This window comes from Streptomyces sp. NBC_00207 (assembly GCF_045160965.1).
Classification (GTDB): domain Bacteria; phylum Actinomycetota; class Actinomycetes; order Streptomycetales; family Streptomycetaceae; genus Streptomyces.
The window spans coordinates 4,029,480-4,053,591 of the sequence record NZ_CP130715.1 but is presented as its reverse complement, the minus strand read 5'-3'; the positions used below and the strand labels follow the sequence as shown (position 1 = coordinate 4,053,591).

Annotated in this window: 20 protein-coding genes and 1 tRNA gene; 12 read left to right on the top strand and 9 right to left on the bottom strand. The window is 72.4% G+C overall.

What is annotated here, in order from left to right:
• Positions 1 to 99 precede the first annotated feature (99 nt).
• Positions 100 to 1,482, top strand: a complete 1,383-nt coding sequence (locus OG472_RS19240; RefSeq protein WP_405941786.1) for a class I SAM-dependent methyltransferase — start codon at positions 100 to 102, stop codon at positions 1,480 to 1,482.
• A gap of 80 nt (positions 1,483 to 1,562) precedes the next feature.
• Here the strand turns inward: OG472_RS19240 and OG472_RS19235 are convergent, their stop codons facing one another.
• The gene (locus OG472_RS19235; RefSeq protein ID WP_401608762.1) at positions 1,563 to 4,115 is read right to left on the bottom strand and encodes an ABC transporter permease; all 2,553 of its coding nucleotides are present in this window, start codon (positions 4,113 to 4,115) and stop codon (positions 1,563 to 1,565) included.
• 59 nt (positions 4,116 to 4,174) lie between these two features.
• Positions 4,175 to 4,939, bottom strand: a complete 765-nt coding sequence (locus OG472_RS19230; RefSeq protein ID WP_362238191.1) for an ABC transporter ATP-binding protein — start codon at positions 4,937 to 4,939, stop codon at positions 4,175 to 4,177.
• Between the two features lie 411 nt (positions 4,940 to 5,350).
• On the opposite strand from OG472_RS19230, the gene OG472_RS19225 reads away from it, so the two are divergent.
• A tRNA-Leu gene (locus tag OG472_RS19225) sits at positions 5,351 to 5,432 on the top strand.
• A 146-nt stretch (positions 5,433 to 5,578) separates the two neighbouring features.
• Positions 5,579 to 6,430, top strand: a complete 852-nt coding sequence (locus OG472_RS19220) for a Bax inhibitor-1/YccA family protein (protein ID WP_383575600.1) — start codon at positions 5,579 to 5,581, stop codon at positions 6,428 to 6,430.
• Positions 6,431 to 6,548: 118 nt separating this feature from the next.
• On the opposite strand, the gene OG472_RS19215 is transcribed toward OG472_RS19220, so the two are convergent.
• Entirely contained in the window at positions 6,549 to 6,779 is a 231-nt protein-coding gene (locus OG472_RS19215; RefSeq protein ID WP_030724673.1) for a DUF4287 domain-containing protein, read from the bottom strand.
• A gap of 101 nt (positions 6,780 to 6,880) precedes the next feature.
• Here OG472_RS19215 and OG472_RS19210 point away from each other — a divergent pair, with 101 nt between their 5' ends.
• Positions 6,881 to 7,225 (top strand): hypothetical protein, encoded by a 345-nt coding sequence (locus OG472_RS19210; RefSeq protein WP_405830430.1) that lies wholly within the window; start codon positions 6,881 to 6,883, stop codon positions 7,223 to 7,225.
• Here the strand turns inward: OG472_RS19210 and OG472_RS19205 are convergent.
• The 3 genes from OG472_RS19205 to OG472_RS19195 all read right to left on the bottom strand — a co-directional run bounded on the left by OG472_RS19205 (position 7,209) and on the right by OG472_RS19195 (position 11,118).
• Complete coding sequence (locus OG472_RS19205; RefSeq protein WP_383575689.1) at positions 7,209 to 8,024, bottom strand: hypothetical protein; 816 nt, start codon at positions 8,022 to 8,024, stop codon at positions 7,209 to 7,211. The genes OG472_RS19210 and OG472_RS19205 overlap by 17 nt on opposite strands.
• A gap of 610 nt (positions 8,025 to 8,634) precedes the next feature.
• Positions 8,635 to 9,855, bottom strand: a complete 1,221-nt coding sequence (locus OG472_RS19200; RefSeq protein ID WP_405830428.1) for an acetyl-CoA C-acetyltransferase — start codon at positions 9,853 to 9,855, stop codon at positions 8,635 to 8,637.
• A 249-nt stretch (positions 9,856 to 10,104) separates the two neighbouring features.
• On the bottom strand, positions 10,105 to 11,118 hold the full coding sequence (locus tag OG472_RS19195; protein WP_405830427.1) for an SGNH/GDSL hydrolase family protein: 1,014 nt from the start codon (positions 11,116 to 11,118) through the stop codon (positions 10,105 to 10,107).
• Between the two features lie 128 nt (positions 11,119 to 11,246).
• Between OG472_RS19195 and OG472_RS19190 the strand changes: the two genes are divergently transcribed.
• Positions 11,247 to 12,629: a cystathionine beta-synthase gene (locus tag OG472_RS19190; protein WP_361756208.1), complete on the top strand. Its 1,383-nt coding sequence runs from the start codon at positions 11,247 to 11,249 to the stop codon at positions 12,627 to 12,629.
• Positions 12,630 to 13,079: 450 nt separating this feature from the next.
• Here OG472_RS19190 and OG472_RS19185 read toward each other — a convergent pair whose 3' ends face one another.
• Positions 13,080 to 13,460 carry a hypothetical protein gene (locus OG472_RS19185; RefSeq protein WP_401608772.1) on the bottom strand — a complete coding sequence of 127 codons (381 nt, stop codon included), beginning with the start codon at positions 13,458 to 13,460 and terminating at the stop codon, positions 13,080 to 13,082.
• A 140-nt stretch (positions 13,461 to 13,600) separates the two neighbouring features.
• Here OG472_RS19185 and OG472_RS19180 point away from each other — a divergent pair, with 140 nt between their 5' ends.
• On the top strand, positions 13,601 to 14,443 hold the full coding sequence (locus OG472_RS19180; RefSeq protein WP_401608774.1) for a MurR/RpiR family transcriptional regulator: 843 nt from the start codon (positions 13,601 to 13,603) through the stop codon (positions 14,441 to 14,443).
• 9 nt (positions 14,444 to 14,452) lie between these two features.
• On the opposite strand, the gene OG472_RS19175 is transcribed toward OG472_RS19180, so the two are convergent.
• Complete coding sequence (locus OG472_RS19175) at positions 14,453 to 15,601, bottom strand: FAD-dependent oxidoreductase (RefSeq protein ID WP_401608776.1); 1,149 nt, start codon at positions 15,599 to 15,601, stop codon at positions 14,453 to 14,455.
• 105 nt (positions 15,602 to 15,706) lie between these two features.
• Here OG472_RS19175 and OG472_RS19170 point away from each other — a divergent pair, with 105 nt between their 5' ends.
• Positions 15,707 to 16,264 (top strand): TetR family transcriptional regulator, encoded by a 558-nt coding sequence (locus tag OG472_RS19170; protein WP_401608779.1) that lies wholly within the window; start codon positions 15,707 to 15,709, stop codon positions 16,262 to 16,264.
• Positions 16,265 to 16,318: 54 nt separating this feature from the next.
• On the opposite strand, the gene OG472_RS19165 is transcribed toward OG472_RS19170, so the two are convergent.
• Positions 16,319 to 17,674, bottom strand: coding sequence for a diaminopimelate decarboxylase (locus tag OG472_RS19165; protein WP_405830425.1), 1,356 nt, complete (start codon positions 17,672 to 17,674; stop codon positions 16,319 to 16,321).
• 104 nt (positions 17,675 to 17,778) lie between these two features.
• On the opposite strand from OG472_RS19165, the gene hutU reads away from it, so the two are divergent.
• The 5 genes from hutU to OG472_RS19140 all read left to right on the top strand — a co-directional run bounded on the left by hutU (position 17,779) and on the right by OG472_RS19140 (position 24,100).
• Positions 17,779 to 19,443, top strand: a complete 1,665-nt coding sequence (gene hutU, locus OG472_RS19160; RefSeq protein WP_327262797.1) for a urocanate hydratase — start codon at positions 17,779 to 17,781, stop codon at positions 19,441 to 19,443.
• An 11-nt stretch (positions 19,444 to 19,454) separates the two neighbouring features.
• Positions 19,455 to 20,645, top strand: a complete 1,191-nt coding sequence (locus tag OG472_RS19155) for an allantoate amidohydrolase (RefSeq protein ID WP_401608896.1) — start codon at positions 19,455 to 19,457, stop codon at positions 20,643 to 20,645.
• On the top strand, positions 20,636 to 22,015 hold the full coding sequence (locus tag OG472_RS19150; protein WP_405941785.1) for a formimidoylglutamate deiminase: 1,380 nt from the start codon (positions 20,636 to 20,638) through the stop codon (positions 22,013 to 22,015). The genes OG472_RS19155 and OG472_RS19150 overlap by 10 nt, the downstream gene beginning before the upstream one ends.
• Positions 22,016 to 22,130: 115 nt before the next feature.
• The gene (hutI, locus tag OG472_RS19145) at positions 22,131 to 23,309 is read left to right on the top strand and encodes an imidazolonepropionase (protein WP_405941784.1); all 1,179 of its coding nucleotides are present in this window, start codon (positions 22,131 to 22,133) and stop codon (positions 23,307 to 23,309) included.
• A gap of 113 nt (positions 23,310 to 23,422) precedes the next feature.
• Entirely contained in the window at positions 23,423 to 24,100 is a 678-nt protein-coding gene (locus OG472_RS19140) for an LPXTG cell wall anchor domain-containing protein (protein WP_401608786.1), read from the top strand.
• Positions 24,101 to 24,112: the final 12 nt, after the last annotated feature.

The following is a 24,112-nucleotide window of genomic DNA, read 5'->3' as shown; positions in this document are numbered from 1 at the left end:
AAGGGGCCGCCCGCCATCCGTGGTGCGGGCGGCCCCTTCGGCGTACTCGGGCTCCGGGATGGGTAGACGGAGGGGTCGGAGCTTTTGTGGAGGTGCGCCATGACCGACGCCGCGCCGCGGCTGGCCGCTGTTGCCGAGACTCTGCTGGGTGCCCCGCTGCCGGTGCGCATCCGGGCCTGGGACGGCAGCGAGGCCGGCCCGCCCACCGGCCCCGTACTCGTCATCCACGACCGCCGAGCCGTGCGGCGGGTGCTGTGGAAGCCCGGCGAACTGGGCCTGGCCCGGGCGTGGGTGGCGGGGGACCTGACCGTCGAGGGAGACCTGTTCGCCCTGCTGGACCACGTGGCGGGCGTCCTGTGGGAACGGCCCCCGCAGGACGGGCCGCCGCCCCCCGCCGGCCGCGGCGGGCCGCTCGCGGCCCTCGGGGGCCTCGCGCGGCGCGTCGGGCCGGCCCGCCCGATCGCCGTGCCGGAAGCCGCCCGGCTGCTCCGGGACCCGGCGCAGCGGTCCGCCATACGGGAGCTGATCGCGCTCGCCGGACCGCTGCCGCCGCCCGCGCCCCCCGCGGAGGAGGCGGCCCGGCGCGGCGGGCCGCGCCACAGCAAGGGCCGCGACCGCCAGGCCATCAGCCACCACTACGACGTCGGCAACGACTTCTACGAGCGGGTGCTCGGACCCTCGATGGTGTACTCCTGCGCCTACTGGAGCCCCGGCTCCACCCTGGAGCAGGCCCAGCGGGACAAGCTCGACCTGGTCTGCCGCAAGCTCGCCCTGCAGCCCGGCGACCGCCTCCTCGACGTCGGCTGCGGCTGGGGCTCCATGGCGCTGCACGCAGCCCGCGAGTACGGGGTCCGGGTCACCGGCGTCACGCTCTCGCGGGAGCAGGCGGCGTACGGCCGCAAGCGGGTCGCCGAGGAGGGCCTGGCCGACCTCGTCGAGCTGCGCATCCAGGACTACCGGGACGTCAAGGACGGCCCGTACGACGCGGTTTCCTCCATCGGGATGGCCGAACACGTCGGAGCCGACCGCTACCGGGAGTACGCCCGCACCCTGCACGCCCTGCTGCGCCCCGGCGGGCGGCTGCTGAACCACCAGATCGCCCGCCCGCCGGAGCCCGACGAAGAGGCTCACCGGATCGACGAGTTCATCGACGCCTACGTCTTCCCCGACGGCGAGCTCTCCCCGCTCGGCACCACCGTGGGGGAGCTGGAGCGGGCCGGCTTCGAGGTCCGCGACGTGGAGGCGCTGCGCGAGCACTACGCGCTGACCCTGCGGGCCTGGGTGGCGCGGCTGGAGGAGCACTGGGAGGAGGCGGTACGGCTCACCTCGCCGGGCAGGGCCCGGGTCTGGCAGCTCTACATGGCGGCCTGCGCGCTCGGTTTCGAGCACGGCCGGCTCGGGGTCAACCAGGTGCTCGCCGTGAAGCCCTCGGCCGCCGGCACGTCCGGGCTGCCGCTGCGGCTGCGCACCTGGGGGGCGTAGCGGAAACGTATGTGCACAACGGGACAGGGCCCCGGGGCGTGTCGCCCCGGGGCCCTGTCCCGTCACCGTCCCGCGTCCCGCTACTCGGTCTTGATGGCCGTCAGCATGTTCAGGCGGGCGGCGCTGCGGGCCGGCCACATGGCGGCCAGTACGCCGACCACGGCGGCCAGCAGGAGGAAGATGCCGATCCGGTCCCACGGGAGGACCAGCTCGTAGCTGGGCATGGCCTTCGCCAGCGTGGTGCCGACCGCCCAGGCGAGGAAGACACCGATGACGATGCCCAGGACCGCTCCGAAGAGCGAGATCACCACGGCCTCCAGGCGGATCATGTTCTTGACCCGGCTGCGGTCGAGGCCGATCGCCCGCAGCATGCCGATCTCCTGGGTGCGTTCGAAGACGGACATCGCCAGGGTGTTGACGACACCGAGCACGGAGATGATCAGCGCCATGCCGAGCAGGCCGTACATGATGTTCAGCATCGTGTTGATCATGCCGCCCATCTCGTTGCGCATGTCCTGCTGGGTGGCGACGGTGATCGCCGGGTTCTTGCCCAGGGCGTCGACGACCTTCTGCTGGCCGGCCTTGGACGCCCCGCCGTCGACGTTGACGTACACCTCGCGGACGAACGGCTCTTCGCTGTGCGGGCTGAGGATCTTGTCGTCGATCACGTACGGGGAGAGCAGGCCCTCCATGTCCTTGTAGACCGCGCCGACCTTCAGGGAGCCCTTCTCCCCGTCCTCGTACTGGACCTGGAGCGTGGAGCCGACGCTGAGCTTCTGGTCCTTGGCCGTCTTCTCGGCGACCGCGAGCTCACCCTTGCCGAGGCTGTCGAGCGAACCGCTGAGGACCTCCACGTTGAGCAGCTGGCCGATGGTGGCGGGGTTGACGCCGGAGGCCGACCGGTAGTTCTCGCCGACCATGAAGTAGCCGGCGGTCTGCGGGGAGACGGCCTTGATGCCGGGGGCCTTGGCCAGGGTCTCGGCCACCGACTTGTCGAGGCCGCCGATGTCGCCGGCCATGGAGACCCGGTAGTCCGCCTTGAGCTTCTCGGTGCTCATGCGGTCGACGACCTTGCCCACCGTGATGCCGAGCACCGACAGGGTCGTGACCAGGGTCAGGCCGATCGCCAGGGAGGCGGCGGTGACGGCGGTGCGGCGCGGGTTGCGGACGGCGTTCTGGGAGGCCAGCTTGCCGGGGACCCCGAACACCTTCTGCAGCAGCGGGCGGACGGCCCCGATGACCGGCTTGGAAAGCAGCGGCAGCATCACGATCATGCCGATGAGCATGAAGAAGGCGCCCGCGCCGATGGTCATGCGGCCGGTGTCGCCGCCCGAGGACACGCCGAGCAGGACGAGGCCGATGCCGAGGACGCTGATGATCGAGCCGAGGACGTTGCGCACGACCAGGGACTTCGCGGTGGCCGGCAGGTGGGCGCTGCCCATGGCGGCGACCGGGGCGATCCGGCCGGTGCGCCAGGCCGGCAGCAGGGCGGCGAGGGTGGTGACGAGGACGCCGATGACCAGGGCCGCGATGACGGTGCCCGGGGCGATCACGAGGTCGCCGCCCGGCAGCTTGGCACCGAAGGAACCGATCACCGAGCGCATGGCGACCGCCAGGCCGACGCCGCTGATCAGGCCGATGGCGGCGGACACGAAGCCGACGACCAGGGCCTCGGCGAGCACCGAGCGCATGACCTGACCGCGGTTGGCGCCGACGGCGCGCAGCAGGGCCAGCTCCTTGGTGCGCTGGGTGACCAGCATGGTGAAGGTGTTGTAGATCAGGAAGATGCCGACGAAGAGCGAGATGCCGGCGAAGACGAGCAGCATGGTGCCCATCTGGCCGAGGCCCTTCTCGATCTGCTTGGCCTGCTCCTCGGCGAGCGCCGCGCCGGTCTGCGCCTTGGTGTGCTTGCCGTCGATCAGCGGCTTGATGTCGGCGAGCAGCTTGTCGGCGGAGGTGCCGTTCTTGGCACCGACCGACAGCTCCTGGAAGTAGCCGGGCTTGAGGTAGAGCTCCTGGGCGACCTTGGTGTCGAAGAGCACCAGGCTGCCGCCGGCCTGGACGGCGCCGTCCTCGGTCGTGAAGACGCCGGCGAGGGAGTACTCCTTGACCGGGCCGTTGGTGGCGACGCGGACCCTGTCGCCGACCTTGTACGCGCCCGCGTCGGCGGTGGCCTTGTCGAGCGCGACCTCGTCGGCCTTGGCCGGGCCCGCGCCCTGTATGAAGGCGTAGCGCGGGTCCTTGCCGTCCTTGACGGGCGTGTAGTTGCCACCCTTGTTGGACCAGCCGGAGCCGATCAGCTTGCCGTTCTCGTCACCCACGCCGGCGAAGCCGGAAACGCGGCCGGAGACGGAGTCGACGCCCGGGAGCGCCTTGACCTTGTCGAGGGTCTGCTGGCTGAGGCCGGGCTCGCCCTCCTTCTGGCCGTTCTCGTCGCGGCCCTGGCCGTACGAGGTGACGGAGACGGCGACTCCCGCGTAGTCCTTGGCGCTCTGGCCGGAGAGGGACTTCTTGAGGGTGTCGGTGAACACGAGGGTGCCGGAGACGAAGGCGACGCCGAGGGTGACGGCGAGCACCGTCATCAGCAGCCTGGCCTTGTGCGCGAGGACGTTGCGCAGGGCGGTACGGAACATGGGGGATCTCAGTCCTGGGGCTGGAAGTCTGGAGGAGGGCCGGGGAGGGAGATCCCGGGTCAGCTGGTGCGGCCCTTGGCGTCGAAGGCCTTCATGCGGTCGAGCACGCCGTCGGCGGTGGGCCCGTACATCTCGTCGACGATCCGGCCGTCGGCGAGGAAGATGACGCGGTCCGCGTAGGAGGCGGCGACCGGGTCGTGGGTGACCATCACGACGGTCTGGCCGAGCTCGCGCACCGAGTTGCGCAGGAAGCCCAGGACCTCGGCGCCGGAGCGGGAGTCGAGGTTTCCGGTGGGCTCGTCACCGAAGATGATCTCGGGGCGGGAGGCCAGGGCGCGGGCCACGGCCACGCGCTGCTGCTGGCCGCCGGAGAGCTGGGTGGGGCGGTGGGAGAGGCGCTCGGAGAGGCCGACCATGCTGATCACGTTGTCCAGCCACTGCTTGTCGGCCTTGCGGCCGGCGATGTCCATGGGGAGCGTGATGTTCTCCAGGGCCGTCAGGGTGGGCAGCAGGTTGAAGGCCTGGAAGATGAAGCCGATCTTGTCCCGGCGCAGCTGGGTGAGCTGCTTGTCCTTGAGGGTGCCCAGCTCGGTGTCGCCGATCCGGACGGAGCCGGCGGAGAAGGTGTCCAGGCCGGCCACGCAGTGCATCAGCGTGGACTTGCCGGAGCCCGAGGGGCCCATGATCGCGGTGAACTGCCCCTGTGCGAAGTCCACGGAGACGTTGTCGAGGGCGACCACCTGGGTCTCGCCCTGGCCGTACACCTTGGAGAGGCCGGTGGCGCGGGCGGCCACGGCCTGGGCGGTGTGCGGGGCGTAGTTCATGGTGGTCACAGGACGGCTCCTCGATCTGCGGTGCGGGGACGATTCCATCCTCGCCGCGGGTACCCCCGCTCCGGATCAGCCGCCAAGCCTGTTTCCCGGCCCACTGGAGTCTGACGGAGGGCGCGCGCGCCTCCTCCTCTGGTATGACAGGAGCCCCGATCGGAGGGGCGGTGTCCCGGGGTGGCGGGAAGGGTGGCGCGCGGGGTGGCGCGGGCCATCGAAATCCCGTCAATCCCGTACACGTGGTGATCGGCGCCCAGAACGGGCCGACCGTGCATTCTCGGGCCTGACGATCCCTCAAGCGCCAATAAAATCAGACAACATCGGATTGACGGCCGGTCAGCGGCGACGTCGTTCCAGATAGGCTCGGATCAGCGTTGAAGGCTTTTTCCACGGGGGCCGCCACGCCCTGCCCGGATGGTGGAATGCAGACACGGCGAGCTTAAACCTCGCTGGCCTTCGGGCCGTGCCGGTTCAAGTCCGGCTCCGGGCACTCCGCAGCTCTCGCGAGGCTCGCTCCTTTATCCTCTGCGCTTCGCCCTGCCTTCTCCTAAGATCCTCCTCCAGCAGTAGGGTGCTTTCTTTGCGAGCGCATTACTCTTGTTGCAAGGCCGCGCTCGGCGGCCACGGAGGAGTGAGATGAGGAGCAGTAACCCGGTCTTCTCGCGACGGGGGTTCAGCCGCGACAACGGTGGCTACGCGGGCTTTGACGCGCCGCAGCACCAGCAGGCCGGGACCAACCCGTACGCGACGAACCCGTACGCGACCGACCCGACCACGGGCATGCCGCAGGCACCGGCGCGCGCCAACGCGATGACCATGGACGACGTCGTGAGCCGTACGGCCATGACGCTCGGCACGCTCATCGTCACGGCCACCCTCTCCTGGGTGTTCCTGCCCGTCGACGCCGCCAACGTCAACAAGTCGTACGGCATCGCCATCGGCGCCATGCTGGTCGCGTTCGTCTTCGCGATGATCCAGTCCTTCAAGCGCAAGCCCTCCCCGGGCCTGATCCTGGCCTACGCGGCCTTCGAGGGCGTCTTCCTCGGGGTCATCAGCGCCGCCGTCAGCACCTGGCTGGGCGCCGGTGTGGTCGTCCAGGCCGTGATGGGCACGATGTGCGTCTTCGCCGCCGTGCTCCTCGGGTACAAGATGGGCTGGATCCGCGTCACCCGCCGCTTCTACGGCTTCGTGATGGCCGCGGCCCTCGGCTTCATCCTGCTGATGCTCACGAACACGCTCTTCGCGGTGTTCGGCGGCGGTGACGGCCTCGGCTTCCGCAGCGGCGGCCTCGGCCTGCTGTTCGGTGCCATCGGCGTCATCCTCGGTGCCTGCTTCCTCGCCCTCGACTTCAAGCAGGTCGAGGACGGCATCACCTACGGTGCCCCGCGTGAGGAGGCCTGGCTGGCGGCCTTCGCCCTCACCATGACCCTGGTCTGGATCTACGTGGAGATGCTGCGCATCTTCTCGATCCTCTCGGGCGACGACTAGCAGGACCCGCAGGCCGACCACCGGCCTGCGCACAGCATGGGGAAGGCCCCGCGAGCTCACGGCTCGCGGGGCCTTCCCGCGTATAGGGGTACGGACAACGGGGTCGGGGGAGATGGGCTCAGCCGAGCCGGCGTGCGGCTCTGCGCAGGTCGTACTCGTGGATGATCGCCTTGGCCTGGCCGTACGACAGCTCGTGCGCGCCGCGGAGCCAGCTGACCTTCTCCTCGAACCGGACGAGTGAGGGGCCGTCGTCCACGGTGCGGAGCCAGTCGGAGACCTCACGACCGGTGGTCTGGGGGATTCTGTCGATCATGTTGCGGTGTGTCTGCTCGGAGAACTCTACGGACATGGGCGCCTCCGGAGGTATCGCCGTGCTGTTCTCTTCACGCCACCGTGCCGGAGAGTTCGCCCGTTGGCAATGGGGCCCGGGCGGCGCGTAAGGTCGGCCGGGTGCTTGATACTTCGCCCCTGACCGCCGTCGTGGAACGTTTCGCCGACCGGCTGCGGGCCGCGCCGCAGAGCCGCCTGCAGCAGGGAGCCGCCGCCGCGGCCCTGGAGCTGGCCCGCGAGCTCTCCGTACGGGCCCAGCGGATCGAGAGCCCCGGGCAGGAGCCGAAGGAGGTGCCGGACGCCGGCATCTTCGTGGTCGGCGATCAGGTGGCGGTGACCGGGCTGGACCTCGCAGAGGCGCTGCGCGCCGCCGCCGGCACCCCGGACAGCGCGACGGCCCCGTCCGGGATGCTGGACGAGGCCGTGAGGCTGGTGGAGCAGGCGGAGATCAGAGCGATGCGATGACGCGGTCCGCGAGGATGTAGACGTTGCTGTCGGGGTCCTCGGAGTCACCGCAGGAGAAGGTCAGCGCGTAGGCGCCGGAGATGCCCGAGCCGCCGAGCAGGACCGGGGCGGTGCCCGAACGCAGGGCCTCGGCGAGGCGCTCCGCGGTCTCCCGGTGCCCGGGGGTCATGCACAGCGTCGTGCCGTCGGTGAAGACGTACACGTCGAGCGTGCCCAGCGGGCCCGGGCGGACGTCCGCGAGGGCCGTGCGGGCCTCCGCGAGCTCCTCCAGGCGGTTGACGGTGCGCTCGTGGTCGGCGCCGGGGTGCGAGGCCTGGACCGGTACGAAGTCGGGGTGCGAGGGGTGGCGCCGGCGGGCGGCGGCCAGCTCGGCCGAATCCTCGGGGTAGCCGGGGAGCTCGTCGAGGGCGTCCTCGCCCAGGACGGGCTCCAGACCCACCATGTCGGCCTGCCGGGGCAGGAAGACGGGGCTGTCCTCGCCGAGCCCGGCCAGGCCGCCCAGCAGCGACGGGGCGTCGGCGGCGTCACGGGCCTCCTGCGCGGCCCAGAAGGCACGCGCCTCGGCCAGCTCGCGCTCGCGCTCCTCGGCGAGGGCTTCGGCCACGGCGGCTCGTATCTCCGCGGCGGGGGACTCCACGGCGCTGCGGGCGTGCGGGACGGTCGCACCGCGGAGGTGGACCGGCGCAGCCAGCTCAGTGCGCAGGGCGGTGACCTGCTTGCGCAGACCGTGGACGGCGTGCAGCGCAGCAGCGCCCACGGCCGCGGCAGCGGCAGTGGTCAGCAGCAGGGCAAGAGACATGGCGCTCACTGACTAACTCCTGAGGTGATTCGATCCCCCGACTTCCTACATCAGAGTGTCCCGACCTGGGAATGGCGTGCAGTGCATTACGTCACGAATTGGACAGGGCTTTGGTCACACCCGGACCCCCCGTACTGCCGCTGACCTGCACACATGCCAATCCCCCAGGAGATAGGTCACATCCTGGGGGAGATTCGGTCACAGGTCGGCCGCGACGGGATTAGATCCGGTGTCAGTACGCCCCCGGGGATCGGGCCGGATCCCTTGGGGCAACTGGGGCCTGCTCTTGATCAGATCGCTGCGGATCGGTTCAAACCGGCAGGTTTAGCGCTGCGGGTGAGGGGCAACTCGGCCGCTCGCCTTTTCGGCCGCGCTGAGCTTCGCCACCCCTACCCTCCGCTACGGCTCAGCTCAGCCGCTCGCTTTTTTGGTCGCGCTGAGCTTCGCCACCGCTGCGGGCAGGTGCCGCCCCTCGTTCCTCCGGGCGACCCCTACCCTCCGCTACGGCTCAGCTCAGCCGCTCGCTTTTTTGGTCGCGCTGAGCTTCGCCACCGCTGCGGGCAGGTGCCGCCCCTCGTTCCTCCGGGCGACCCCTACCCTCCGCTACGGCTCAGCTCAGCCGCTCGATGACCATGGCCATGCCCTGGCCGCCGCCGACGCACATCGTCTCGAGGCCGAACTGCTTGTCGTGGAACTGCAGGCTGTTGATCAGCGTGCCGGTGATGCGGGCACCGGTCATCCCGAAGGGGTGACCGACGGCGATGGCCCCGCCGTTGACGTTCAGCTTGTCGAGGGGGATCTCCAGGTCCCGGTACGACGGGATGACCTGGGCCGCGAAGGCCTCGTTGATTTCGAAGAGGTCGATGTCGCCGACCGTCAGACCGGCCCGCTTCAGAGCCTGCTTCGACGCCTCGACCGGGCCCAGGCCCATGATCTCGGGGGAGAGGGCGGTGACGCCGGTGGAGACGATCCGGGCCAGCGGGGTCAGACCCAGCTCGCGGGCCTTGGTGTCGCTCATGATGACCAGCGCCGCGGCGCCGTCGTTGAGCGGGCAGCAGTTGGCGGCCGTGACCAGGCCGTCGGGGCGGAAGACGGGCTTGAGGCCCTGCACGCCCTCCAGGGTCACGCCGGCACGCGGACCGTCGTCGGTCGAGACGACCGTGCCGTCCGGGGTGGTGACCGGGGTGATCTCGCGGGCCCAGAAGCCGTTCTTGATGGCCTCTTCGGCGAGGTTCTGCGAGCGCACGCCGAACTCGTCCATGTCCTGGCGGGTCACGCCCTTGAGGCGGGCCAGGTTCTCGGCGGTCTGCCCCATCGAGATGTACGCGTCGGGGATCAGGCCGTCCTCGCGCGGGTCGCGCCAGGAGGAGCCCTCGCTCTGCGCGACGGCGGCCGTACGGCCCTCCGCATCGCCGAAGAGCGGGTTGTGCGTGTCCGGCAGGCCGTCCGAGGAGCCCTTCGCGAACCGGGAGACCGTCTCGACGCCCGCGGAGATGAAGACGTCGCCCTCGCCCGCCTTGATGGCGTGCAGCGCCATGCGGGAGGTCTGCAGCGAGGAGGAGCAGTAGCGGGTGATCGTGGTGCCCGGCAGGTAGTCCATGCCCATCTGCACGGCCACGATGCGGGCCAGGTTGTGACCCTGCTCGCCGCCGGGGAGGCCGCAGCCGAGCATCAGGTCGTCGATCTGGCGCGGGTCCAGCTCGGGGATCTTGGCGAGGGCGGCCTGGATGATCGTCGCGGTCAGGTCGTCCGGGCGCACGTCCTTGAGGGACCCCTTGCCGGCACGCCCGATCGGGGAGCGGGCGGTGGAAACGATGACGGCTTCGGGCATCGGGACTCCAAGGGGTGCGTCGTTGCGGGACCGCATGCGAAGTTACCGCCCCGTACGGTCGAGGTCACCGGCCGGGGGGTGTGATGCCGGTCGCTCCCGCGGGGGTTGCGGTCCATCGGGCCGGGCTCTGCGTGTCGAGATGTGCGGCGCCGCTGCTGGGGCCCTGCCCCAGACCCCGCGCCTCAAACGCCGGCGGGGCTGCAAGAGCGGGGCGCTGCCCCGGGTCCCGCGCCTCGAACGCCGCAGGGGTCAGGTGGGGCCGGAGACGTCGGCCGCGGGGGTTGACGGGTCTTCGGCCCGGACGCGGCGCCGGCGGCGGTGTTTGAGCAGGACCCACGGGCCGCGGGCGGCCGTGACCTCCGTGCCCGCCTGGCCCGCGGCGGCGGACGCGGCCTTCGCCACCGGAAGCATGTCCTCGTCCCGGGACACGTCCAGCCGGTCGGACTCCGGCCACAGGCCGAGCGCCGCGCACAGCGTCGGCAGCACGGCCATGGCGGCGGTCGCGTACCCCTCCGCCGACGGATGGTAGGAGTCCGGGCCGAACATCTCGCGCGGGTTCGCGGCGAACTCCGGGCCCAGCAGGTCGCCCATGGAGACCGTACGGGCGCCCAGCGCGACCACTCCTATGGTCTGCGCGGCGGCCAGCTGGCGCGAGACCCGCCGGGCCACCCAGCGCAGCGGCTGGTACACCGGCTCGATCGTGCCCAGGTCCGGGCAGGTGCCCACGACGACCTCGGCCCCGGCCATCCGCAGCCGCCGCACGGCCGAGGTCAGGCAGCGCACGGAATGGGTCGGCGGCATCCGGCGCGTCACGTCGTTCGCACCGATCATGATCACGCACACGTCGGGGGCGGGTCCCGCGCCGTTCAGCAGCAGCCCCGCCTGCCGGTCCAGGTCGTCCGACATGGCCCCCGACAGGGCCACGTTGCGCAGCTCCACCGGCCGCTCGGCCACCGCCGCCAGCCCGGACGCCAGCAGGGCGGCCGGAGTCTGCCGGGCCCGCCGTACGCCGAGTCCCGCGGCCGTGGAATCGCCCAGCATGCCCAGGCGCAGCGGGCCCGGGCTCTGCTCGGGGCCGCCGAACTCGCTCCCGTAGAGCCCGTCGGCGCGCGGCGGCTCGCCCAGCCCGGTGCCCACCGTCCGCTTGGCGAACTGCACCTCGGCCAGCACCAGCCCCACCGCGGCGGCCCCGACCAGTCCGAGTCCGCCCCCGCCGTACGCTGCCCCCGCCGCGATCCGGCGGGCCGTTCTCGCCCTGGACACCCTTCAGGCCACCTCCTCGGTCCTCATTGATCCCTACCTGCCCCGTACGCACGGTCGGCCAATCCCTTTACGCATACTCTGGCCAGACCTCCCGGAGAACCCGTGGAGTCCCCTCCTTGGAGAACATGGTGCAATTCCACGACTCGATGATCAGCCTCGTCGGCAACACCCCGCTGGTGAAGCTCAACCGTGTGACCGAAGGCCTGCAGGCCACCGTCCTTGCGAAGGTCGAGTACTTCAATCCCGGTGGATCCGTGAAGGACCGGATCGCCGTACGGATGATCGAGGCCGCCGAGCAGAGCGGAGCCCTCAAGCCCGGCGGCACCATCGTGGAGCCGACCAGCGGCAACACGGGTGTAGGACTCGCCATCGTGGCCCAGCAGAAGGGCTACAAGTGCATCTTCGTCTGCCCTGACAAGGTGTCCATGGACAAGATCAACGTGATGCGCGCGTACGGCGCCGAGGTCGTGGTCTGCCCGACCGCCGTCGACCCCGAGCACCCGGACTCGTACTACAACGTGTCCGACCGCCTCGCGCGCGAGCCCGGCGCTTGGAAGCCCGACCAGTACAGCAACCCGAACAACCCCCGTTCGCACTACGAGACCACCGGCCCCGAGCTGTGGGACCAGACGGACGGGAAGATCACCCACTTCGTCGCGGGCGTCGGCACCGGCGGCACGATCTCCGGCACCGGCAACTACCTCAAGGAGGTCAGCGGCGGGAAGGTCAAGGTCATCGGCGCCGACCCCGAGGGCTCGGTCTACTCCGGCGGCTCCGGGCGTCCGTACCTGGTCGAGGGCGTCGGCGAGGACTTCTGGCCGACCGCCTACGACCCGAACGTCACGGACGAGATCATCGCGGTGTCCGACAAGGACTCCTTCCAGATGACCCGCCGCCTGGCGAAGGAAGAGGGCCTGCTCGTCGGCGGCTCCTGCGGCATGGCCGTCGTCGCCGCGCTCAAGGCCGCCGAGGGCCTCGGCCCGGACGACGTGGTCGTCGTCCTGCTGCCGGACAGCGGCCGCGGCTACCTCAGCAAGATCTTCAGTGACGAGTGGATGGCCGGACACGGCTTCCTGGAGGAGGCCGGACCGGCCGCGCGCATCGGCGACGTGCTGAACGACAAGGAGGGCGGCATCCCCTCCCTCGTCCACATGCACCCCGAGGAGACGGTCGGCCAGGCGATCGAGGTCCTGCGGGAGTACGGCGTCTCGCAGATGCCGATCGTCAAGCCGGGCGCCGGTCACCCGGACGTGATGGCCGCCGAGGTCATCGGCTCGGTCGTCGAGAAGGAGCTGCTGGCGGCGCTGTTCGCGCAGCGGGCCTCGCTGACCGACCCGCTGGAGAAGCACATGAGTTCGCCGCTGCCGCAGGTCGGCTCGGGCGAGCCGGTGTCCGAACTGATGGCGGTGCTCGGCGAGGCCGACGCGGCGATCGTGCTGGTCGAGGGCAAGCCCACCGGTGTGGTGAGCCGTCAGGACCTGCTGGCGTTCCTCGCCAAGTCCTCCAAGTAGCCCTTACGGGGCCGCGCGTGGCCTTCGCGCAAACGGTACGGGCATGACACGTGACGGCAGCACCGGCTTAACACGGCTCCGGCACAGTGGTGGTTGTCGGCAGGGAAGCCCGGGAGACCGGATCCCGGCCGGCACCACAGAACGGCGTACGCGTACTTCCGGAGCGGCTCCCGGACCGCGCGGACGCCACGGACGCGGACGGCCCTGACCCGGCCGTGTCCTTCGCGGGGACCGCCGTCGTCCCGCCCCTCGGGCAACCGAGGGTGCGGCGGTCCCCGCGCACATTCTTTTTGGGCTCGGTTCGCCTCCGGGGCGCCTTGTGCCGGCTCGTGACGGCGTACGTGCTCGAAAACCGCTCGTGCCTCACGGTTTCCTCCGCGCGTTCGCCGCCACCCCCCGTCGCGCCCCTTCGGCTCACTCGCCCGTGCGGCGGTGGTGGCGGGCCCGGGGTCAGTCCCGGGGGGTCTGCGTACCGAGCCGGGAGCGACGGGCATGGATGAAGTTCACGCCCACGATCCCGGCCCAGCTGACCAGGAGGCCGCTCAGGTGCGCCTCCGCTGCGGCGATGGCCGACAGCGGGATCGCCAGCACCAGGGTGATGATCGCGAAGCCGAAGCGTTCGCCGAAGTTGCCGTCCGCCGGCGAGGCGGAGGGGCGGGTGTCGCCGCGGGCCGCGGACAGGCGTTCCTCCGCGAGGCGCCGCCGGACCTGGGTGTCGACCTTCTCGACGAACGAGTCCACCAGCGCGGCCTCGTACTCCGGCCCCAGCTCCCGCCGGGCGTCCATCGTGGCGTCGAGTTCCTTCTTCAGCTCTTGGGCGTGGGCGTCCATGCCTCCACGGTAGGAACGGCCGCGGGCCCCGGCACTGGGGCTAGCCCCCGTATCCGGATCGCGGGCACGGCTTGCCCCGCTGCATAACCGCATGCAGAGTGCTCCGTGACTGAATATCTGACCGGGACGGAGGGGACGGCATGAGTGACAGCCCGGCCACGCGGCTGCAGAAGCTGTTCGAGGGGCACCGGCTGACGCCGACCCAGCGGCGGATCGCGCACTGCATGGTCCGCGGAGCGGCGGACGTGCCCTTCCTGTCGAGCGTCGAGCTCGCCGAGCTGGCCGGGGTGAGCCAGCCGTCGGTGACGCGCTTCGCGGTGGCGCTGGGCTTCGACGGGTATCCCGCGCTGCGCCGGCACCTGCGCGAGGTGGCTCCCGCCGAGCGGGCCGAGGCCGCGCAGGAGGACTCGTACAACGAGTACCAGCAGGCCGTGCTCGGCGAGATCGAGAACCTGCGGCAGCTCGCCGAGATGCTCGCCGATCCCGCGCCCGTCGAGGAGGCCGGACGGCTGCTCGCCGCCTCGGCCCCGCTGCCGGTGCTCGGGCTGCGGGCGGCGTCCTCGCAGGCGCGCGGGTTCGCGTACTTCGCGGCCAAGGTGCACCCGGACGTACGCCTCCTCGACGAGGGCGGCTCGATGCTCGCCGACCGGATCGACGCGGCCGCCGGCGCGGGGGCCTCGGCGCTGCTGTGCTTCGCGCTGCCCCGGCATCCCCGGGAGGTGGCGGAGGCGCTGGAGCACGGGCGTGCGGCCGGACTGACCGTGGTGACGGTCGCCGACTCGGCCTTCGCGCCCGTGGCCCGCCACTCGGACCTGCTGATCCCGGCGCCGGTCGGGACGGGGCTGGCGTTCGACACGGCGTGCGCGCCGATGCTGCTGGGGCGGGTGCTGCTGGAGGCGATGGCGGACGCCCTCCCGGACGCGCAGGCCCGCCTGGAGGCCTTCGACGCCCGAGCCGCGGCGCGGGGGCTGTTCGTGGAGTAGTCCGCGGTCTCAGCGGTAGTCCAGCTCCGCCAGCTCGTTCGCCAGCCGGTCGCGCAGCGCCGGGATCCGCAGGAGGACCGGGAGCAGGGCGTTGCGTACGGTGCGCAGCGCCCGGCTGCGGGTGGTCGCGATCCGGGTCATCCGGTCGGTGAGGGCCACCACCCGCAGGGCGACCGGGCGGCGGCGCGCCTCATAGCCGTCGAGGTCCCCGGTGGCCAGGGCGCGGCCGAGGGCGTGGCCGTCCTGGATGCCGGTGTTCATGCCCTGCCCGCCGGCCGGGCTGTGCACGTGCGCGGCGTCCCCGGCGAGCAGCAGTCGCCCGGCCCGGTAGCGGTCGGCGACCCGGTGGTGGATCCGGAACCGGGAGGACCAGACGAGCTCGCGGACCGTGGCCTGGCCGGGGACGCGCTCGTCCAGCAGACCTTGCACGAAGGCGAGGTCCGGGGCGGCGGGGGCCTCGGCGACCGTGGTGACGATCCGGTAGTGGCCCCCGGGCAGCGGGGCGACCACGGTGAGCCCGGCCGCGCCGAAGGCGAGCGAGACCTCCCGGGGGCCGGGGGCCCAGTCCATGACGACATCGGCGAGGACGAAGGACTCTCCGTAGGCGCTGCCGGTGAAGCCGATCCCCGCGGCCTCGCGGACCGCGCTGTGCATCCCGTCGGCGCCGACGGCGTGGGCCGCGCGCAGGGTTTCGCCGGTGGCGGTGGTGAGGATGACCCCGTCCGCGTCCTGGGTGACGGAGGTGACCTCGTAGGGGCGGTGGACGTCGCCGCCGAGGGCGCGCAGGCGCTCCAGGAGCACGGCCTCGGTCTCGTACTGGGGGACCATCAGCGCGTACGGGTGGGCCGTGCGCAGGCGGTCGAAGGTGACTCGGGCCAGGGGGCGGGCCCCGTCGCGGAGCTGGAACCGGGTGACGGGGATGCCGCGGCCGACGAGCTCGGCGGAGAGGGCACCCGACGGGTCGAGCTCGTCGAGGACCTCCAGCGTGCGGGCGTGCACGACGGCGGCGCGGGAGGTGTTGGCACCCTCGGCCTGCTTGTCGAGGAGAACGAAGTCGACGCCGGCCCCGGCCAGGGTCACGGCGAGGGCGAGTCCGGTGGGGCCGGCGCCGACGATGGCCACGTCCGTACGGGCAGGGAGTGCGGCGGTGCTGGTCATGCGAGCCTCCTCCGACGGGCCAACGCTTGTTGGCCAACGACTGTTGACATGAGCGTGCACCCGCCTCGCTGGCATGTCAACGCTTGTTGGCCTACGATCGTTGGCATGACGGCACGACGTACCTCCGACCTGACCAAGACGGCGATCCTGCGGGCGGCCCGGGAGCGCTTCGCCGCGCAGGGCTACGAGCGCACCACCATCCGCGCCGTCGCGGCCGACGCGGAGATCGACCCGTCGATGGTCATGCGCTACTTCGGCAGCAAGGAGCAGCTCTTCGGCGCCGCCCTCGCGGTGGACCTGCGCCTGCCCGACCTGGGCGCCGTGCCGGCCGGGGAGCTCCCCGCAGCCCTCGTACGCCACTTCGTGGAGCGGTGGGAGGGCGATCCCGCCGACGACGCCCTGCTGGTGCTGCTGCGCTCGGCGGTGACGAACGAGCAGGCCGCGGCCCGGATGCGGGAGGTGTTCGCGGCGCAGGTCGCCCCGGCGCTGGCGGCCGCCGTCGGCCCGGAGCGGGCCGCGGCCGCGGCGGGCCTGGTCTCCGCGCAGCTGCTGGGTCTGGCCCTGACCCGCTACCTCCTGCGGCTCCCCGCGGTGGTCGCCCTGACCCCGGAGGGCGTGGTCCGGGGCCTGGCCCCGGCCCTGGCGGCCACCCTCTCCGCCTGAGGCCGCCGTCCGGAGTGCGCGGCCGCTGCCGGGGGTCCGGGGCGGGCCCCGGCGCTACAGCAGGGCGTCGCGGAAGTCTCCGCCCGCCTCCGTCACGATCGACGGCAGGTCCTGCGCCGGGCGGGCGAGGCTGAAGCGGACCTCGCCCGACGGGGTGAGGGCGAAGCCGTGGACCGCCGGGCGGGGCAGGCTGTTGTAGCCGTAGTGCGCGGTGAAGAAGTACGCGCCGGTGTCCGGGACGCCGATCAGGTCGCCGGGGGCGAGCAGCGGCAGCTCACGGGCCGTCGCGAGCAGGTCCCCCGCGAAGCAGGCCGGCCCCGCTACGTCCTGGGCGACCGGGTCGCCGGTCTTCGGCGCCCCCTTCGCGTCGTACGGCAGGATCCGCACCGGCCAGGCCGCCGGCGCGTACGCGGTGCGCGTCGCGAGCTGCACCCCGGCGTGGGTGAGGGCGATCGGGCGGGACCCGGTCGTCTTGGTGTACTCGACCCGGGCCAGCACCAGCCCGTGCTTGGCCAGCAGCGACCGGCCGAACTCCGTGACCAGGCCGTACGCGCCGGAGAAGAGCGCGGGGGCCGCCTCGCGCAGCGCGGCCACGTACGCGGCGAACCGGGGCGTCTCCTCGTCCGAGGCGAAGTTCACCGGCAGGCCGCCGCCGATGTCGAGGGTGTCGACCTGGCGGCGCCCGGCGGCCGTGTTGATCTCCTCGGCCAGCGCGTGCAGTTCCCGTACGCCTTCCGCGATCAGGGGCAGGGGGACGCCCTGCGAGCCCGAGTGGACGTGCAGGCGGGTGAGCCACGGCCGGTCCAGGTACGCCCGTACGAGCCACTCGCGTGCGCCGGGATCGCGCAGGGCGATCCCGAACTTCGAGGTCGACGTGGCGGTGGACAGCGCGTCGATGGTGCCGGCGCCGGTCTGCGGATTGATCCGCAGGCCGATCGGGGCCCCGGTGGGGGCCTGCGCGACGAGCGCGTCGAGGCGGGCCAGCTCCTGCGGGTTGTCGGCGTTGACGGCGATGCCCAGGGCCAGGGCCTCGCGCAGTTCCGCGGCCGTCTTGGCGGGGGAGTCCAGGACGGTCCGCCCGGCGGGCACCCCGGCCGCCCGGGCCAGCGCGAGCTCGCCGGGGCTGGCCACCTCGCAGCCGAGCCCGGCGTCCGCGAGCAGCCGCAGCACCGGGACGAGCGGGGCGGCCTTGACGGCAAAGGCGTGCAGGACGGGGGTGCCGGGGGCCAGGGCGGCCGCGAAGGCGCTGGTCAGGGCGGCGGCGGAGGCGCGGATCCCGGCGGTGTCGAGCAGGCAGGTCAGCGGCTCCGCGGAGTCGGTCCCGCCCACGAGTCCCTGTTCGACGGCGGCCCGTACGGCCAGGTCCCGGCGGGCGGAGGCGTCCTCGCCCACATCCGTGTTTGCAGCCATGCCCGTCATCCCATCATTCGACGGGGCCGCCCGCAGCTGTTGACTGAATCTATTCAGCGCGTCAGGATGTGAATGGAAATACCAACATCGGAGGAGGCACCGCCATGTCAGGACCCCGCCCCGTACGTGCCGCGCGAGGCACCGAGCTCAGCACCCTGGGATGGCAGCAGGAGGCCGCGCTGCGGATGCTCCAGAACAACCTCGACCCCGAGGTCGCCGAGCACCCCGACAAGCTCGTCGTCTACGGCGGCACCGGCAAGGCCGCCCGCGACTGGCGCTCGTACGACGCGATGGTCCGCACCCTCCAGACCCTCAAGCAGGACGAGACGATGCTCGTCCAGTCCGGCCGCCCGGTCGGCGTGATGCAGACCCACGAGTGGGCGCCGCGCGTCCTGCTCGCCAACTCCAACCTCGTCGGCGACTGGGCCAACTGGGAGGAGTTCCGCCGCCTGGAGCACCTGGGCCTGACCATGTACGGCCAGATGACCGCCGGGTCCTGGATCTACATCGGCACCCAGGGCATCCTTCAGGGCACCTACGAGACCTTCGCCGCCGTCGCCGCGAAGAAGTTCAACGGCACCCTCGCCGGCACCATCACCCTGACCGCCGGCCTCGGCGGCATGGGCGGCGCCCAGCCGCTGGCCGTGACGATGAACGACGGCGTCGCGATCTGCATCGACGTCGACCCGCGCGCCATCGACCGCCGCATCGAGCACCGCTACCTGGACGTCAAGGCCGACAACCTGCGCCACGCCCTCCAGCTGGCCGTCGAGGCCCGCGACGCCCGCAAGCCGCTCTCCATCGGCCTCCTCGGCAACGCCGCCGAGCTGCTCCCGCAGATGCTGGCCGAGGGCGCGCCCATCGACATCGTGACCGACCAGACCTCGGCCCACGACCCGCTCGCGTACCTGCCCGTCGGCGTCGACTTCGACGACATGGCCGCCTACGCCGCCAAGGACCCGGCCGGCTTCACCACCCGCGCCCGCGAGTCCATGGCCAAGCACGTCGAGGCCATGGTCGGCTTCATGGACGCCGGCGCCGAGGTCTTCGACTACGGCAACTCCATCCGCGGCGAGGCCCAGCTGGCCGGCTACGACCGCGCCTTCGCCTTCCCCGGCTTCGTCCCCGCCTACATCCGCCCGCTGTTCTGCGAGGGCAAGGGCCCCTTCCGCTGGGCCGCCCTGTCCGGCGAGGCCTCGGACATCCACAAGACCGACAAGGCGATGCTCGAACTCTTCCCGGAGAACGAGTCCCTGCACCGCTGGATCAAGATGGCCGGCGAGCGCGTCCACTTCCAGGGCCTGCCCGCGCGCATCTGCTGGCTCGGCTACGGCGAGCGCGACAAGGCCGGCGAGCGCTTCAACGAGATGGTCGCCGACGGCACCCTCGCCGCGCCGCTGGTCATCGGCCGCGACCACCTCGACTGCGGCTCGGTGGCCTCCCCGTACCGCGAGACCGAGGCCATGCTCGACGGCTCCGACGCCATCGCCGACTGGCCGCTGCTCAACGCCATGGTCAACGTGGCCTCCGGCGCCTCTTGGGTCTCCATCCACCACGGCGGCGGCGTCGGCATGGGCCGCTCCATCCACGCGGGCCAGGTCACCGTCGCCGACGGCACCCCGCTGGCCGGCGAGAAGATCCGCCGCGTCCTCACCAACGACCCGGGCATGGGCGTCATCCGCCACGTCGACGCCGGCTACGACATCGCCGAGTCCGTCGCCGACGAGCGCGGCGTCCGCGTCCCCATGCGCGAGGGCGACGACGCGTGACCTTCCACGAGATGTGGGCCGAGCTCGCGCCCATCGGCCGCGACGCCGGCACCGGCGGATACCGCCGCTACGCCTGGAGCGGGGCCGACGCCGACTGCCGGACCTGGTTCCAGGAGCAGGCCGAGGCGCGCGGGCTGACGTACGAGACCGACCGCAACGGCAACCAGTGGGCCTGGCTCGGCGACCCCCTCGCGGGGGACGCCGTGGTCACCGGCTCGCACCTGGACTCCGTCCCCGACGGCGGGGCCTTCGACGGTCCCCTCGGGGTGGTGTCCTCCTTCGCGGCCCTGGACGAACTCCGCAGGAGGGGTACGGAGTTCTCCAGGCCACTTGCCATCACCAACTTCGGTGACGAGGAAGGGGCCCGCTTCGGGCTCGCCTGCGTCGGCTCCCGGCTCGCCGCCGGGCAGCTGACCAAGGAGAAGGCGTACGAGCTCCGCGACGCCGACGGCATCGGCCTGCCCCAGGCCATGGAGGCCGCCGGATACGACCCCGAGGCCATCGGGGCCGACCCCGAACGGCTCGCCCGCATCGGCGCCTTCGTCGAGCTGCACGTGGAACAGGGCCGCGCCCTGGACCTGTCCGGGGACCGGGTCGGCATCGCCTCCGCGATCTGGCCGCACGGCCGCTGGCGGTTCGACTTCCGCGGCGAGGCCAACCACGCCGGCACCACCCGGCTGGTCGACCGCCGCGACCCGATGCTCACCTACGCGGCGACCGTCCTCGCGGCCCGTACGGAGGCGGCCCTCGCGGGGGCCGTCGCCACCTTCGGGAAGATCTCGGTCGAGCCCAACGGGGTCAACGCCATCCCCTCCCTCGTGCGCGGCTGGCTCGACTCCCGGGCCGCCGACCAGGCCACCCTCGACACGGTCGTCACGGCCATCGAGAAGGCGGCCCGCGAGCGCGCCGACCAGGACGGCATCGACCTCGGCATCGTCCGGGAGTCCTTCACCCCGGTCGTCGAATTCGAGCACGCCCTGCGCGACGAGATGAACCGGATCCTGGGCGGTTCGGTCCCCGTCCTCGGGACCGGGGCGGGACACGACGCAGGGATCCTGTCGGCGGCCGTCCCGACCGCCATGCTGTTCGTGCGGAACCCCACCGGCGTCTCCCACTCCCCGAAGGAGTTCGCCGCCGAGGACGACTGCGTGGCCGGCGTCCTCGCCCTCGCCGACGTACTGGAAGGCCTGGCATGTCGTTGACGACGTACTGGCTGGAGCACGCCTGGCTCGGCACCCTCCCCCAAGCTCTCGGCTCCGCTCGAGCAGGGGGGACCCCCACCGAGCCGGGCGTGGCCCTGGAGGTCACCGAAGACGGGCGGATCGGCACCCTGCGCACCGGGGTCGAGACCCCGCCGCCCGGCGCCGAAGTCCTGCGCGGCCTGACGCTGCCGGGCCTGGCCAACGCCCACAGCCACGCCTTCCACCGGGCCCTGCGCGGCACGGTCCAGGTCGGCTCCGGCACCTTCTGGACCTGGCGCGACCTCATGTACAAGGTCGCCCAGAACCTCACCCCCGACAGCTACTTCGCGCTCGCCCGCGCCGTCTACGCCGAGATGGCGCTGGCCGGCATCACCAACGTCGGCGAGTTCCACTACGTCCACCACGCGCCCGGCGGCGCCGCGTACGCCGACCCGAACGCGATGGGCGAGGCCCTGATCGAGGCCGCCGCCGCGGCCGGCATCCGCATCACGCTCCTGGACACCGCGTACCTGTCCTCGGGCTTCGGCGAGGCCCCCAACACCCACCAGCTGCGCTTCTCCGACGGCACCGCCGAGGCCTGGGCCGAGCGCGCGAGCGCCCTCAAGCCCCGCGAGCACGCCCTGATCGGCGCCGCGATCCACTCGGTCCGCGCGGTACCCGCAGCCGAACTGGCCACCGTGGCCGGCTGGGCCGAGGAGCGCCGGGCGCCCCTGCACGTCCACCTCTCGGAGCAGACCGCGGAGAACGACGCCTGCCAGGCCGCCCACGGACGCACTCCGACCCAGCTGCTGGCCGACCACGGCGTGCTCGGCCCGCGCACCACCGGCGTCCACAACACGCACCTCACCGACACGGACATCGCCCTCCTCGGCGGGACCACCACCGGCACCTGCATGTGCCCCACCACCGAACGCGACCTCGCCGACGGCATCGGCCCGGCGACCCGCCTCCAGCACGCGGGCAGCCCGCTCTCGCTCGGCAGCGACAGCCACGCCGTGATCGACCTGCTGGAAGAGGCCCGCGCGATGGAGCTGAACGAGCGCCTGCGCAGCCGGACCCGGGGCCACTGGACGGCGAACGCCCTGCTCACCGCCGCCACCGCCGACGGCCATGCGGCGCTGGGCCTGCACGACGCGGGCCGCCTGGAGGCGGGCGCGCTCGCGGACTTCACCACGATCGCGCTGGACTCCGTACGCACGGCGGGCCCGCCGGCCCGGCTGGGCGCCGAGACGGCCGTCTTCGCGGCGACCGCCGCCGATGTCCGCCACACGGTGGTCGGCGGCCGCCACGTGGTCCGCGACGGCCACCACACCCTGGTCGGGGACGTCCCGACGGCCCTGTCCGAGTCCATCGCAGCCCTGCGCGCCTGACCGCGGCGCCTGCGGCGGGCTCGTCCCCCACCCCGCCCTTTCGCCGTTTCCCGGGGCGGAGCCCGGTTTCGGGAAGGGGCGGGGTGGGGGACAAGCAAGCTTTGAGAGGAACCCCATGACCACCACTGCCATCACCAACATCGGCAGCCTCGTCACCAACGACCCCGCCCTCGGCGACGGCAGCCCCCTCGGTCTGATCGAGAACGCCGCCGTCGTCATCGACGGCGAGACCGTCGCCTGGGTCGGCCCCGCCGCCAAGGCGCCCACCGCGGACGAGGTCTTCGACGCGCAGGGCCGGGCCGTCATCCCCGGCTTCGTGGACTCCCACTCGCACCTCGTCTTCGCCGGCGACCGCACCCAGGAGTTCAACGCCCGCATGTCGGGCCGCGCCTACTCCGCCGGAGGCATCCGCACCACCGTCGCCGCCACCCGCGCCGCCACCGACGCCGAGCTGGAGGCGGGCCTCGTCCGGCACCTCGACGAGGCCCGCCGCCAGGGCACCACCACCTTCGAGACCAAGTCCGGCTACGGCCTGACCGTCGCCGACGAGGCCCGCGCCCTGCGCATCGCCGCCGCGCACACCGAGGAGGTCACCTACCTCGGCGCGCACATCGTCTCCCCGGACTACGCCGAGGACCCGGCCGCGTACGTGGACCTCGTCACCGGCGAGATGCTGGCGGCCTGCGCCCCGTACGCCCGCTGGGTGGACGTCTTCTGCGAGAAGGGTGCCTTCGACGGCGACCAGGCCCGCGCGATCCTCACCGCGGGCGCCGCCGCCGGCCTGATCCCGCGCGTGCACGCCAACCAGCTGTCCTACGGCCCCGGCGTCCAGCTCGCCGTGGAGCTGGAGGCCGCCTCCGCCGACCACTGCACCCACCTCACCGACGCCGACGTGGACGCCCTCGCGCAGGCCGCGGGGACCACGGTCGCCACCCTGCTGCCCGGCGCCGAGTTCTCCACCCGCGCGGTGTGGCCCGACGCCCGCCGGCTGATCGACGCGGGCGCCACCGTCGCGCTGTCCACGGACTGCAATCCCGGCTCCTCCTACACGAGTTCCATGCCGTTCTGCATCGCCCTCGCCGTGCGCGACATGCGGATGACCCCGGACGAGGCCCTGTGGTCGGCGACCGCCGGCGGCGCCCGCGCCCTGCGCCGCGGGGACATCGGTGTCGTGACCCCCGGAGCCCGCGCCGACCTGGCCCTCCTGGACGCCCCGAGCCACGTCCACCTCGCCTACCGCCCGGGCGTCCCGCTCGTCTCGGCCGTCTGGCAGCGGGGCCGCCGGGTGCACTGACGAACGGTCAATCCGGGGCTGTCCTTTGTCTTCCCTCCGTAAGACCCCGGGCGTACCTTGAGCCACCAATCTGATGTGTCGTCAGTTATTTGTGGCCCGAGGGGAAGACGAAGGTGTCCGACCGCAAACGCTCCACCGCGCTCGCGCTGGCCTCCGCGCTGGCCGGATCGGCGGTCCTGCTGGCCGCCCCCGCAGCCCACGCCGCCGTCGTCGACGTGGCGTACGACTGCAAGACCCCGATCGGGGACAAGTCGGCGATCTCGCCCATCGACATCAAGGCCGTCAAGGACGGCGAGGCGTACAAGCTGACGATGTCCTTCCAGAAGGGCGTCTCGTCCAGCCCCATCGAACTGGGCAAGGGCGCGATGAGCCCCAGCGCCGTCATCCTCGTCGACGGCGCCGAGAAGGTGTCCGTACCGGTCTCCGGCCCGCCCAACCCCGAGGCAGCGCCCGCCGACACACCCATCAAGATCACCGACCTCTCGGGCACCTACACGCCCAAGAAGAGCGGCAAGGTCACCTTCACCGCCGGCGTGCTCACCATCAAGGCGATGGGCACCACGACCACCTGCACCCCGGGCAACAGCCCCGGCCCGTCCCTGGAGCTCGACGTCACGGCCGCCGGCGGCGCCGCCGCCCAGTCCGGCGGCGGCTCGGACGAGGACACCCTCCCGCAGACCGGACCCACCGACTCCGCCCTCGCCCTCGGCACCCTCGGCGGCACCGTGCTGCTCTCCGGCGTCGCCGGCGTGCTCTGGCTGACCCGGCGCGGCCAGCGGGCCCGGTCCTGAACGGAGCACCCC

Excerpts from the sequence above, each read along its gene's own strand:
- OG472_RS19240 (WP_405941786.1), top strand. The coding sequence starts at position 100 with ATGACCGACGCCGCGCCGCGGCTGGCCGCTGTTGCCGAGACTCTGCTG.
- OG472_RS19235 (WP_401608762.1), bottom strand. The coding sequence starts at position 4,115 with ATGTTCCGTACCGCCCTGCGCAACGTCCTCGCGCACAAGGCCAGGCTG.
- OG472_RS19230 (WP_362238191.1), bottom strand. The coding sequence starts at position 4,939 with ATGAACTACGCCCCGCACACCGCCCAGGCCGTGGCCGCCCGCGCCACC.
- OG472_RS19220 (WP_383575600.1), top strand. The coding sequence starts at position 5,579 with ATGAGGAGCAGTAACCCGGTCTTCTCGCGACGGGGGTTCAGCCGCGAC.
- OG472_RS19215 (WP_030724673.1), bottom strand. The coding sequence starts at position 6,779 with ATGTCCGTAGAGTTCTCCGAGCAGACACACCGCAACATGATCGACAGA.
- OG472_RS19205 (WP_383575689.1), bottom strand. The coding sequence starts at position 8,024 with ATGTCTCTTGCCCTGCTGCTGACCACTGCCGCTGCCGCGGCCGTGGGC.
- OG472_RS19200 (WP_405830428.1), bottom strand. The coding sequence starts at position 9,855 with ATGCCCGAAGCCGTCATCGTTTCCACCGCCCGCTCCCCGATCGGGCGT.
- OG472_RS19185 (WP_401608772.1), bottom strand. The coding sequence starts at position 13,460 with ATGGACGCCCACGCCCAAGAGCTGAAGAAGGAACTCGACGCCACGATG.
- OG472_RS19180 (WP_401608774.1), top strand. The coding sequence starts at position 13,601 with ATGAGTGACAGCCCGGCCACGCGGCTGCAGAAGCTGTTCGAGGGGCAC.
- OG472_RS19175 (WP_401608776.1), bottom strand. The coding sequence starts at position 15,601 with ATGACCAGCACCGCCGCACTCCCTGCCCGTACGGACGTGGCCATCGTC.
- OG472_RS19170 (WP_401608779.1), top strand. The coding sequence starts at position 15,707 with ATGACGGCACGACGTACCTCCGACCTGACCAAGACGGCGATCCTGCGG.
- OG472_RS19165 (WP_405830425.1), bottom strand. The coding sequence starts at position 17,674 with ATGGCTGCAAACACGGATGTGGGCGAGGACGCCTCCGCCCGCCGGGAC.
- hutU (WP_327262797.1), top strand. The coding sequence starts at position 17,779 with ATGTCAGGACCCCGCCCCGTACGTGCCGCGCGAGGCACCGAGCTCAGC.
- OG472_RS19155 (WP_401608896.1), top strand. The coding sequence starts at position 19,455 with ATGTGGGCCGAGCTCGCGCCCATCGGCCGCGACGCCGGCACCGGCGGA.
- OG472_RS19150 (WP_405941785.1), top strand. The coding sequence starts at position 20,636 with ATGTCGTTGACGACGTACTGGCTGGAGCACGCCTGGCTCGGCACCCTC.
- hutI (WP_405941784.1), top strand. The coding sequence starts at position 22,131 with ATGACCACCACTGCCATCACCAACATCGGCAGCCTCGTCACCAACGAC.